General features: G+C 61.4%; 11 protein-coding genes. 5 read left to right on the plus strand and 6 right to left on the minus strand.

Annotated features, from left to right (window positions below; translation table 11 throughout):
- Positions 1-132: 132 nt before the first annotated feature.
- From M2394_RS26465 to M2394_RS26475, 3 genes are all read right to left on the minus strand, one after another.
- Positions 133-1,119 carry an alpha/beta hydrolase gene (locus M2394_RS26465; protein ID WP_178919453.1) on the minus strand — a complete coding sequence of 329 codons (987 nt, stop codon included), beginning with the start codon at positions 1,117-1,119 and terminating at the stop codon, positions 133-135.
- The gene (locus tag M2394_RS26470) at positions 1,120-2,007 is read right to left on the minus strand and encodes a neutral zinc metallopeptidase (RefSeq protein WP_176998489.1); all 888 of its coding nucleotides are present in this window, start codon (positions 2,005-2,007) and stop codon (positions 1,120-1,122) included.
- Between the two features lie 158 nt (positions 2,008-2,165).
- A complete protein-coding gene (locus M2394_RS26475; RefSeq protein WP_259175125.1) occupies positions 2,166-2,582 on the minus strand; it encodes a membrane lipoprotein lipid attachment site-containing protein in 417 nt (138 codons plus the stop codon).
- 199 nt (positions 2,583-2,781) lie between these two features.
- Between M2394_RS26475 and M2394_RS26480 the strand changes: the two genes are divergently transcribed.
- Entirely contained in the window at positions 2,782-3,660 is an 879-nt protein-coding gene (locus M2394_RS26480; protein WP_259175126.1) for a DMT family transporter, read from the plus strand.
- 1 nt (position 3,661) lies between these two features.
- On the opposite strand, the gene M2394_RS26485 is transcribed toward M2394_RS26480, so the two are convergent.
- Complete coding sequence (locus tag M2394_RS26485) at positions 3,662-4,996, minus strand: MFS transporter (RefSeq protein WP_259175127.1); 1,335 nt, start codon at positions 4,994-4,996, stop codon at positions 3,662-3,664.
- A 212-nt stretch (positions 4,997-5,208) separates the two neighbouring features.
- On the opposite strand from M2394_RS26485, the gene quiC reads away from it, so the two are divergent.
- The gene (quiC, locus tag M2394_RS26490) at positions 5,209-7,110 is read left to right on the plus strand and encodes a 3-dehydroshikimate dehydratase QuiC (protein ID WP_259175128.1); all 1,902 of its coding nucleotides are present in this window, start codon (positions 5,209-5,211) and stop codon (positions 7,108-7,110) included.
- Between the two features lie 77 nt (positions 7,111-7,187).
- Positions 7,188-7,853: a TetR/AcrR family transcriptional regulator gene (locus M2394_RS26495; RefSeq protein ID WP_178919462.1), complete on the plus strand. Its 666-nt coding sequence runs from the start codon at positions 7,188-7,190 to the stop codon at positions 7,851-7,853.
- 148 nt (positions 7,854-8,001) lie between these two features.
- On the opposite strand, the gene M2394_RS26500 is transcribed toward M2394_RS26495, so the two are convergent.
- Both M2394_RS26500 and aroQ read right to left on the minus strand, forming a co-directional pair.
- Complete coding sequence (locus tag M2394_RS26500; protein ID WP_259175129.1) at positions 8,002-8,850, minus strand: shikimate dehydrogenase; 849 nt, start codon at positions 8,848-8,850, stop codon at positions 8,002-8,004.
- 5 nt (positions 8,851-8,855) lie between these two features.
- Entirely contained in the window at positions 8,856-9,296 is a 441-nt protein-coding gene (gene aroQ, locus M2394_RS26505; protein ID WP_106579308.1) for a type II 3-dehydroquinate dehydratase, read from the minus strand.
- Between the two features lie 206 nt (positions 9,297-9,502).
- Here aroQ and M2394_RS26510 point away from each other — a divergent pair, with 206 nt between their 5' ends.
- Positions 9,503-10,024: an RNA polymerase sigma factor gene (locus M2394_RS26510; RefSeq protein WP_178919466.1), complete on the plus strand. Its 522-nt coding sequence runs from the start codon at positions 9,503-9,505 to the stop codon at positions 10,022-10,024.
- Between the two features lie 63 nt (positions 10,025-10,087).
- Positions 10,088-11,086 (plus strand): FecR family protein, encoded by a 999-nt coding sequence (locus M2394_RS26515; RefSeq protein ID WP_259175130.1) that lies wholly within the window; start codon positions 10,088-10,090, stop codon positions 11,084-11,086.
- The last annotated feature ends 45 nt before the right edge of the window (positions 11,087-11,131 follow it).

The raw sequence follows: 11,131 nt of genomic DNA on the forward strand, positions 1-11,131 counted from the left end.
TCGGCCTCTGAAGATCAAATGTGGGAGCGGGCTTGCTCGCGAATGCGGTGTGTCAGATTCAAATAAGTTGACTGATCCACCGCCTTCGCGAGCAAGCCCGCTCCCACATGGTTGACCGTATTTCTTCAGTAACTATTGGGTAAACAACACTTTCTGCCCTTCAGGCGAGGTAAACATCCCATCCCCGTTGTGCCCAACGCCTGGCACTTCCACCAGCTTATGCGTCAGTTGCGGGTGACGCTGCTTGAGGTAGTCGAAGTAGTTGTGCCCGCGAATCAGGCGATACGCGCCCTGGGTTTCGGCCCCACAGCTCTTGTCCAGTGCCGGGTGGTTCGGGTCAGTGTCTTGTTGGCCCAGCAGGTAGGTGATGTTGCGTGACACATAAGCCTGTTCCAGCTGCTCGGCGCTCTGGCCCTTGGCGTAGGCCGGCAGGTTTTGCATGCCGTATTTCCAGTCGTTGAAGCCTGGGCAGCTGGCAACGTCAAACTTCACCGGACGCTGCGGCGTGAAGTAGGCGTAGGACGACGGGTTGGCCACCACATACCGCAGGCTGATGCCTTCGGTTTGCAGCATCGGGTGGTCGTGGCCGGTGAGGGCGAAACGCTGCACCACCTGGCCGCCGCCGGAGTGGCCGGCCACCACGATTTCTTTCAGCGCCGGGAACAGCTTGCGGTTGCCCAGGTGCTTGATGATCTGGTCGAGGGCGCCGTAGGAACTGATCTGGCCGGGGCCGGTAGACGGCTCGCCAGCCATCCAGTCGTTGCCGTTCCAGCGCAGTACCTGGTTGTCCAGGTGGTTGCGCTTGATATCCAGCTCATTCAGGAACTGCGGTGCGATCACCAGGGTGTTGGCGGCCTGACCTGCGTGTTCAGCTGCGTCTTCGCCGCTCTGCAGGTAGGTCTGTGCATTGCGCAGGCGCCCGTGCACGATGATCAGGGCGCGGGTGACCTGCGGCAGCGGTTGGTTCCAGTCCTGGCTCAAGCCCAGGCTGAGGTCGCCGGCATCCAGGTGAAAACGATCGGGGCTGACCACCTTGACCCCATGTTCTTTCTCGGCGGCCCAGGTGGCGGTGGAGCAGGACAACATCAAACCCAGCAGCAATCCCAATCGTTTATTCATTTAAAGACTCTTCGCCGTAAAGGTGTCGCATTGAGTGATCTGGCCACCCGCAAAGCCGGTCTTGAACCAACGAACCCGCTGTGCCGAGGTGCCGTGGGTAAACGAGTCGGGCACCACGCGCCCTTGACCCTGTTGCTGCAAACGGTCATCGCCGATGGCGTTGGCCGCATTCAGTGCTTCTTCAATGTCGCCGGGCTCCAGCCAGTTCAGGCGCTTCTGCGCGCGGTTGGCCCATACGCCGGCAAAACAGTCGGCTTGCAGCTCCTGGCGTACCAATAGGCCGCCGTCGCCTTGCATCTGCCGGCCTTGCTGGCGTGCGGCCTGGATCTTGGCCGAAATGCCCAGCAGCGTTTGCACGTGATGCCCCACTTCATGGGCGATCACATAAGCCTGGGCGAAGTCGCCCGCAGCCTTGAAGCGTTGTGACATCTCCCGGAAGAAATCCAGGTCCAGGTACACCTGTTGGTCGGCCGGGCAATAAAACGGGCCGCTGGCCGAGGTGGCGCCACCGCAGGCGGAATTGACCCGGCCACGGAACAGAATCAGTTTCGGGTTCTTGTAGGTCAGGCCGTTCTCCTTGAACACCTGGCCCCACGTGTCTTCGGTGTCACCCAGCACCGCGCGTACAAAGTCAGCCTGTTCATCGTTGGCCGGTGGTGCCTGGCGGGTCTGCGTGCTCACCGAGGGCGCCTGCTCCATCTGGCCGGTCAACTGGCCAAGGATCTGCAGCGGGTCCTGGCCGGTCAGCCAGCCAATGCCGACGATCAGCACGATGGCCGTGAGGCTCAGGCCCTTGCCGCCGCCAAAGCGCATACCGCCACCCCCGCCGCCACTGTCGTCACGGGCATCCACCACGTTGTCGCTGCGTCGGCCTTTTTTCCATAGCATGGGGCAATCCTCTCGATGAACCTGAAAACAGTGTTGTTGGTGCGTGGGCATGGCGCCAGCCCGGCTGTCCGACAGGTACGAGAGCTGCGTAGTATCGCTGCTGTCAGTCCGTGCCGGCAGAGGGGCCAGATGAAAGTTGTGTCAGCTTTGCAGCTGGATCAGTCGCGGCAGTAACCTTCGCCGGTGTCGACGACCAGGCAATCCTTTTTATCCGCCAGCCATTTCAAACCGGTGGCTTCACCGTCGCCGGCGGTCAATTGTTGTGGGCCGTCCGGACGGGTAAAGGCGATGCCATCTTCATTGGCTTCGCCTTTGAAGGTGCCGGAGTCATCGGCGTCGAGGCCGTATTGCATGGTCAGGATGTAATGACCCCGGCCGATGCTGTCGTCTTTGGCGATGGTCAGGTTCAGGCCTTCCACGCCCACCCACTTGCCCACCCATTTGTCGGTGGGCGGGTTGGCCGGCACCAGGGTGGCTTGCACCGACGCAGGGGCCGGTTTGGGGGCGGGGGCTTCCTCCTTGTTACAGGCGGAGAGCAGGGCAAGGGTTGAAAGAACGAAGAGTGTTTTTTTCATAGCGGCAAGGCCTTGGTTAAAAAGTGCACAATGCGGGGGCAAACGTGCAGCGTTGGACTCGAATCCCGTGATTTAGTGCGCTGTTCGCCCGGTGTTTGGTTATGCTCTTGGGGCGCACACAGGCGCGGCTGCTAGATTACCGGGTTGAGTGCTGCCACGTTCAGTGCTCAGCGTTCAGCCTGCCATGCAAGAGAATTCAATGACTGTCAGCACACCGCTTTCCGGCGTCAACCATCCGTTCAAAGGCATCTTGCTGATTGTGCTGGCGACGTTTCTGTTTTCCAGCCACGACGCCTTGTCCAAGTACCTGGCCGGGTTCTACCCGATCGTGATGGTGGTGTGGGCACGCTACCTGGTGCACACGCTGTTGATGGCCGGGATCTTCCTGCCGCAATCGGGCCTTCGCGTGCTGCGCAGCAAGCGGCCGGGGATGCAGGTGGTACGGGCCTTGTGCCTGCTGGGCACCAGCCTGTTCTTCACGGCGGCGCTGCATTACATCCCGCTGGCAGAAGCCACGGCGGTGAACTTCCTGGCGCCGATCCTGGTGACGGCGCTCTCCGTGCCGTTGCTCGGCGAGCATGTGACACGGGGCCAATGGCTGGCGGTGATCTGCGGCTTTGTCGGCGTGCTGATCATCATCCACCCCGGTGGCGATCTGTTCACCCCGGCGGTGCTGCTGCCGCTGTGTTCGGCGCTGTTCTTCTGCTTCTACCAGTTGCTCACGCGCCTCCTCAGCCAATACGACACGCCCACCACCAGCAACTTTTTCGCCGGGCTGTGCAATACCTTGGTGATGAGTGCGATGGTGCCGTTCTTCTGGCAGGTCCCGACCTTGTGGCACGGTGCGCTGATGCTGGCGCTGGGCACCTGCGGGATGACCGCCCACTTGATGTTGACCCAGGCGTTCCGCTTTGCGGCGCCGGCCTTGCTGGCGCCGTTCGGCTATTGCCAGATCGTGTTTGCGGGGTTGTTGGGCTGGCTGGTGTTCAACCACACCCCCGATGTGACCACGGTGGTCGGCATCGGGGTGATCTGCATGAGTGGGCTGGCCGCTGCCTGGCAGCAGCGGCGCAAGTAGATCAAACGTCTACGGTAGGAATCTTGCGCGGCGCCATGAAGTACATCCAGGTCAGTGCAATGAAATACATCGCCGGGATCAGGGTGAACAACACGGTGTAGTTGTTGTTCGTCACGGTGAGAATGTGGCCGACGATCTGGGTCATGAACATGCCGCCGATGGCCGCGCACATGCCGCCGAACCCAAACACCGTGCTCATCATGTGCTTGGGCGTGTAGTCCATCACCAGGCTCCAGATGTTGGCGGTCCAGGCCTGGTGCGCACCGATGGCCAGGGAGATGGCAAACACCGCGACCCATAGTTGGCTGGAACCCGCCGCCATGATCACACCGACGATACAGCAGGCGAACAGCAGCATCGACAGCAAGCGCGCCTTGATCGAGTTCATGCCACGGCCGATCAGGAACGACGACAGAATCCCCCCACCTACGCTGCCGAAGTCGGCCGTCAGGTAAATGATGATCAGCGGGATGCCCATCTGCGTCACGTTGATGCCCAGGTTGTATTGCTGGTTCAGGAATGGCGGCAACCAGTACAGGTAGAACCAGAACACCGGCGCGGTCATCGAGTAGGCGAGGGCGAAGGCCCAGGTGCCCCGCATGCGCAGGATGCGGCTGAACGGGACGCGGGGTTGTTCCGGCTCGACTTCCTGTTGCACGTAGTCCAATTCGGATTGTTTAACGGTGGGGTGCTCTTCGGGGTTGTAGTACTTCAGGCCCCAGCACACCAGCCAGATCCCGCCCAGTGCCGACATGCACAGGAACGCCGCTTGCCAGCCCCACACGTGCAGGATCAACGGCAGCAGCATGGGCGTCATCATGGCGCCGACGTTGGTGCCGGCGTTGAAGATGCCGGTGGCCACGGCGCGTTCACCGGCCGGGAACCACAACCGCGTGGTCTTGACGCAGGCCGGGTAGTTGGCCGCTTCGGTGATCCCGAGGATAAAGCGGCAGACCATAAAGCCCACCGCCGAGGTGGCCAGGCCGTGGGCGCCGGTGGCCAGGCTCCACAGCAGCACCGCGCAGAAGAACACGCGTTTCACGCCGACGCGGTCGATCAAGCGGCCTTGCAGCACAAAACCGATGGCGTAGCCCACCTGGAACCAGAAGTTGATGTTGGCGTAGTCCATCGCCGTCCAGCTCATTTCCTTGGCGAGGATCGGTTGCATCACGCCCAGGGCGGCGCGGTCGATGTAGTTCAGGGTGGTGGCGAAGAACACCAGGGCCAGCATGCCCCAGCGAGTTTTACCCACGGCCAGGGCGCCGCGGATCTTGTCGCCGATGCCGGCGTGCGGGTTGCCCGGGCGCGCGGCCAGGACGGAGTTTTGCGAAGGCATGAGGTCGTACCCGTTTTTTGAAATTTTTATGGTGTGTTCTGGGTCTTGTTGCTGAATCGATGGTGCGCAGCGGTTAAAAAATCGTCAATTCGCCAAAGGGGCATAGTGTTCGATAATCGCACCAAAAACTAACCGGTTCGTACATTTTAATTGCTGTGTGTAAAGCTGGGGCCAATAATTTGCCGTAAATAACAATTGCCGGGAGTCGCCCCATGCAACGTTCCATTGCCACCGTTTCCTTGAGCGGCACCCTGCCGGAAAAGCTCGAAGCCATTGCCGCCGCCGGGTTTGACGGCGTCGAGATCTTCGAAAATGACTTGTTGTATTACGACGGCAGCCCCCGGGAAGTTAGGCAGATGTGCGCTGACCTGGGCATTGCCATCACCTTGTTCCAACCCTTCCGTGACTTCGAAGGGTGCCGCCGCGACCGCCTGGCGCGCAACCTGGAACGCGCCGAACGCAAGTTCGACCTGATGCAGGAGCTAGGCACCGACCTGGTGCTGGTGTGCAGCAATGCCTCGGCGGATTCGGTGGGCGACGAACGCATTTTACTCGATGACCTCAGCCTGCTGGCCGAGCACGCCGGTCGTCGAGGCTTGCGCATCGGCTATGAGGCGCTGGCCTGGGGCAAGCACGTGAACACCTGGCAGCAGGTGTGGAACCTGGTGCGCGAGGTCGATCACCCGAGCCTGGGGGTGTTGCTCGACAGCTTCCACACCTTGTCGCTCAAGGGCGACCCGAGTGGCATCGCCCAGATACCCGGCGACAAGATTTTCTTTGTGCAAATGGCCGACGCGCCGATCCTGGCCATGGACGTGCTGGAGTGGAGCCGGCATTTTCGCTGCTTCCCCGGGCAGGGCGAATTCGACCTGGCGGGCTTCCTCGCACCGATCATCCAGAGTGGCTACACCGGGCCGTTGTCCCTGGAGATTTTCAACGACGGCTTCCGCGCAGCACCGACGCGGGCGAATGCGGCGGATGGTTTGCGCTCGCTGCTGTACCTGGAAGAAAAGACCCGCGAACGCCTGGCGCAGGAGCAACCGGCCACGCCGGCGGACATCCTGTTTGAAACCCCGGCTGCCAGCGACTACGACGGCATCGAGTTCCTTGAATTTGCCGTGGATGAAAGCCTGGGTGCGAAGCTGACGCAATGGCTGGAGCGCCTGGGTTTCGTCAAGGCCGGGCAGCACCGTTCCAAGAGCGTGAGCTTGTTGCGACAGGGCGATATCAACTTGATCCTCAACTGCGAGCCGTATTCTTTCGCCCACAATTTTTTCGAGGCCCACGGGCCGTCGTTGTGCGCCACGGCGATTCGAGTCAAGGATAGCGCCAAGGCCCTGGCGCGCGCGGTGGCCTACAAAGGCCAGCCGTATCGCGGGCTGGTGGGGCCCAACGAGCTGGAGTTGGCAGCGGTGCGTGCGCCGGATGGCAGCCTGATTTATCTGGTGGACCCGTCCGAAGGTTCGCTGTACGACACCGACTTCAACCTGCAACCGGCGACGGCCTCCAGCGGCGGCCTGCTGCGCATCGACCATATGGCCATGGCCCTGCCGGCTGACAGCCTCGACAGCTGGGTGCTGTTCTACAAGAGCCTGCTGGATTTCGAGGCCGATGATGAAGTGGTGCTGCCCGACCCGTACGGTTTGGTGAAAAGCCGTGCGCTGCGCAGCCGTTGCAGCTCGATCCGCCTGCCGTTGAATATTTCCGAGAACCGCAACACGGCGATTTCCCACGCGCTGTCGAGCTATCGCGGCTCGGGCGTGCATCACATTGCCTTCGATTGCGCGGACATTTTCGCCGAAGTACGTCGGGCCAAAGCGTCGGGCGTGCCTCTGCTGGATATCCCGCTCAATTACTACGACGACCTCGCGGCGCGCTTTGATTTTGACGATGAATTCCTCAGCGAACTGGCGTACTACAACGTGTTGTACGACCGCGACGCCCAGGGCGGCGAGTTGTTTCATGTGTACACCGAGCCGTTCGAAGGGCGGTTTTTCTTCGAGATCATCCAGCGCAAGGGCGGCTATGCCGGCTACGGCGCGGCCAACGTGGCCGTGCGCCTGGCGGCCATGGCCAAGTCCCGCAGCGGTGCGGTGCGCCAAGCGCGTTTATAAGGGCTGGCCAGGTGCTTCCTTCGGGAAGCATCGCGGCCCATAATCAGCGCCTGCATAACAATGGCCGTGAGCGCACCATGACCTCGAGTCCCGAACTCCCCGCAGTGTCAGACGCACCGCGCAAGAGTCGTAAGAACAACCCGGAAAAGACCCGCGAAAACATTCTCCAGGAAGCCATTGTCGAGTTTGTCCAGCAGGGTTTGTCTGGCGCTCGCGTGGATGCGATCGCCGAACGCATCCACACCTCCAAGCGCATGATCTATTACTACTTCGGCAGCAAGGAGCAGCTGTACGTCGAGGTGCTGGAGAAGCTCTACGGCGATATTCGCAACACCGAAACCCGCATGAACCTCACGGCACTGGAGCCGCGCGAGGCGATTCGCCGGCTGGTGGAGTTCACCTTTGATCACCATGACCAGAACGTGGATTTCGTGCGCATCGTGAGCATCGAAAATATCCACAATGCCGAGTACGTGAAGCGTTCGGATGCGATCAAGGCGATGAACAGCAACATCCTTGAAGCGTTGGGCGCAACTTTGCAGCGCGGGGCCGAGATGGGTGTGTTCCGCGCAGGGCTGGAGCCGCTGGACGTGCACCTGCTGATCAACTCATTCAGCTTTTACCGGGTGTCCAACCGTCATACGTTCAGTGAGATCTTTCAGATTGAATTGTCGGATGAGGCGGTCAAGCAGCGGCATCGGGACATGATTTGTGAGTCGGTGATGCGTTACCTGCAGGCGTGAGAGCGCACGGTGCCTAAGGCTGAAATGCAATCGAAATGTGGGAGCGGGCTTGCTCGCGAATGCGGTGTGTCATTCACAGCATATGCTGACTGACAAACCGCATTCGCGAGCAAGCCCGCTCCCACATTTCGGATCTTCGTTTTGCCAATTAGCTATTCATGCTTTGGAAGTGCGCCAGCATCCTGTCGGCATCCGGCACTTCACCACTGAACAACTCAAACGCCTTCACCGCCTGAAACACCGCCATGTTGCCGCCATCCAGCGTGCGGCAACCCAGGGCACGGGCATCACGCAGCAGCTCGGTTTCCAGCGGGAAATACACAATCTCCGCCACCCACAACTCGGCGCGTAGCAGACTCGACGGCACCGGCGTGCCCGGCAGTTTGGCCATGCCCATCGGCGTGGTGTTCACCAAACCATCGGCCTCGGCCATGGCGTTTTCCAGATGGCTGCCCACCTGCGCACGCCCGGCACCGAAGCGCTGGGCGAGGTTATCCACAAGGTCGCGGGCACGGCTGGGGTCCACGTCAAAAATACTCAACTGTTCCACACCCTCGGCCAGCAGCGCATGGGCCACCGCCGCACCTGCACCGCCAGCACCCATCTGCACCACGCGTTGGCGTGCCACATCACTCAGGTTTCTGCGAAAACCCTCGGCGAAACCCAGGCAGTCGGTGTTGTGGCCGATGCGTTTGCCCTTCCTGAACACCACCGTATTGACCGCGCCAATGCCGCACGCCTCGTCAGACAGTTCATCCAGCAGCGGCAGGATGGCCTGCTTGCACGGGTAGGTAATGTTCAACCCGGTGAAGTGCATCAGTTCGGCGGCGTCGAGCAGGTCGGGCAGGGCGTTGATGTTCAGGTGCAGGGGTTCCAGGTCGATCAGGCGATACAGGTAGCGCATGCCCTGGGCGTCACCTTCCTGTTCATGCAGCGCGGGCGTGCGGGAGGCCTGGATACCGGCGCCGATCAGGCCGGCGAGAATGCGCGGTTTCATCGGGCTCACCCTTTCAAGGTGTGGCTGAAATGTTCCAGGGCCAGGTGATAACCATGGCTGCCGAACCCGGCCAGCACGGCCTTGGCGATCGGCGAAACAAAGGAGTGGTGCCGGAACGCTTCACGCGCATGCACGTTGGATAAATGCACTTCGATCACCGGCACTTCACTGGCCACCAGCGCGTCGCGGATGGCCACTGAGGTGTGGGTCCAGGCGGCCGGGTTGATCACGATGCCGGCGCAGCGGGCGCGGGCGCTGTGGATCCAGTCGAGTAGTTCACCTTCGTGGTTGGTCTGGCGAAATTCGATCTTCAGCCCGAGTTTTTCCGCACTGCGCCCACACAGCGCGGCGATGTCAGCCAGGGTTTCATGGCCGTAGGTGGCGGGCTCGCGGGTGCCGAGCAGGTTGAGGTTGGGGCCGTTGAGCACCAGCACGATAGGCGGCATAAGGGGATCTCCACTGTTCTTGTTAGTTGTGGAGATAAAATGTACTGAATGGTTAATTTGGTCAATTGATCGCGGCGGATGTGTTCGATTATCGAACCGATATTCAGAGGGTTCCCACACCAGAATCAGATTAGATATCAATTGAAAATCATTCTCGACAACGCTTACTATGCCCGCCTGTTTCCTTAACATTCCAGGGAGTCGGTTTGTCGGACGTGGATCTCAAAGGCCTGTTTCTCAAGCATGCCGATACCCTGCGCGGGTATCTGGCGCGCAAGGTACGGGACCCGCAGTTGGCCGCAGACCTGGTGCAGGAGAGCTTCCTGCGCCTGGCGGAAAAACCGGCCGGCGAGCGTATCGACAATTCCCAGGGCTATCTCTATCGAACGGCGAGCAATCTGCTGATCGACCATATTCGCCAGGAAGCGCGGCGCAAGACAGACTCCGTGCCCCATGAGGCGCTGGCCGAGATTGAAGATGAAGTGGCCGGGTTGGAGGCTCAGGCAATGGCGCAGCAACAGCGACTGGCATTGAAGCAGGCACTGGCGGAATTACCGGAACGCACCCAGCAGATCTTCCGTCTCAACCGCATCGAAGGCATGACCCACGCCCAGGTGGCCCGGCACCTGGATATCTCCGACAGCTCCGTGCAGAAGCACCTGGCCAAGGCCTTGGCCTACGTGATGCAGCGTTTGCAGGAAGGCGAGGGGGCGCCATCCGACGAATGAGTTACCGAAATGCACTGGGTCAGACGTCACAGCGTTACATAACGAAAAATTCGAGATGCACACGTGAATAGCCAGGGTCCGCAACAGCACAGCATTACCGAGGCGGCGGCCGAATGGGCGGTGCGCCTGCACGCCGGTGCCCTGACCGAACAGGAGCAGGCCGAGCTGCAACATTGGATCGCCTGCGACAGCCGCCACGAAGCGGCGCTGCGCTTTGCCGAACAGACCTGGGCGGCGTTGGGTGAGGTCTACAAGGATGAGCCCGTACACCGTCAGCGTCCGGTGGCGGCAACGTTGCCGGTGCGTCGGTCCAAGCGGCGCAGGCCATGGCAGCGTGCGGCCGCGGTGGCGCTGGTCGTGGTGGTGGCGGGCGTGGGCTGGGTGCGCGGGCCGGATGCGTTGCTGCGCCTGCAGGCAGACTACGTGACGCAAAAAGGTGAAGTGCGCACCGTGCACCTGGCCGATGGCAGCACGGTGGAGCTGGACTCCAACAGCGCGATCCGCCTGGATTACGACGGTGTGCAACGGCGTGTCAGCCTGATCCAGGGCTCGGCGATTTTTGACGTGGCACCGAGGGTGGGCCCGGAAACGCGGCCCTTCGTGGTGCAAAGCGCCGGCGCGCAAACCCGGGCGCTTGGCACGCGGTTTGTGGTGACGCGTGAGGATGACCGGCAAGCCTGGGTCGGGGTGTTGCAGCACAGCGTCGAAGTCTCGATGCAGGCGCCACCTCGTCAAGGCCCGGCCGAACGCGTGCTCAAGGAAGGCCAAGCGGCGCGTTACAACCCGCAGGAGGGCGTGGCGCCGCTGGATCAGTTCGACGTGGAACGTGCCACCAGTTGGCGGCGGGGTGTGCTGATTTTCGACCGGCTGCCGTTGGCCAAGGTGGTCGAGCAGCTCAATCGCTATCGTCCCGGGCGGGTGGTGTTGACCGACGCCGCCTTGGGCGAGCGGGAAGTCAGCGGAGTGTTCCGTCTCGACATGCTCGATACGGCCCTCGGGACCTTGACCCAGGAGCTTCAAGTGCAACGCTTGGACCTGGCGGGTTTTAGCCTGATTTATTGATTTCTCTGCGGGCGGTGGTGATCTCTCGGACGCCATCGCCGGCAA

Origin of the sequence: Pseudomonas sp. BIGb0164 (assembly GCF_024810135.1) — a bacterium.
GTDB lineage: Bacteria > Pseudomonadota > Gammaproteobacteria > Pseudomonadales > Pseudomonadaceae > Aquipseudomonas.

What these genes read in the sequence shown, in the direction of transcription:
- M2394_RS26465 (WP_178919453.1), bottom strand. Translation starts at nt 1,119, where the DNA reads ATGAATAAACGATTGGGATTGCTGCTGGGTTTGATGTTGTCCTGCTCC.
- M2394_RS26470 (WP_176998489.1), bottom strand. Translation starts at nt 2,007, where the DNA reads ATGCTATGGAAAAAAGGCCGACGCAGCGACAACGTGGTGGATGCCCGT.
- M2394_RS26475 (WP_259175125.1), bottom strand. Translation starts at nt 2,582, where the DNA reads ATGAAAAAAACACTCTTCGTTCTTTCAACCCTTGCCCTGCTCTCCGCC.
- M2394_RS26480 (WP_259175126.1), top strand. Translation starts at nt 2,782, where the DNA reads ATGACTGTCAGCACACCGCTTTCCGGCGTCAACCATCCGTTCAAAGGC.
- M2394_RS26485 (WP_259175127.1), bottom strand. Translation starts at nt 4,996, where the DNA reads ATGCCTTCGCAAAACTCCGTCCTGGCCGCGCGCCCGGGCAACCCGCAC.
- quiC (WP_259175128.1), top strand. Translation starts at nt 5,209, where the DNA reads ATGCAACGTTCCATTGCCACCGTTTCCTTGAGCGGCACCCTGCCGGAA.
- M2394_RS26495 (WP_178919462.1), top strand. Translation starts at nt 7,188, where the DNA reads ATGACCTCGAGTCCCGAACTCCCCGCAGTGTCAGACGCACCGCGCAAG.
- M2394_RS26500 (WP_259175129.1), bottom strand. Translation starts at nt 8,850, where the DNA reads ATGAAACCGCGCATTCTCGCCGGCCTGATCGGCGCCGGTATCCAGGCC.
- aroQ (WP_106579308.1), bottom strand. Translation starts at nt 9,296, where the DNA reads ATGCCGCCTATCGTGCTGGTGCTCAACGGCCCCAACCTCAACCTGCTC.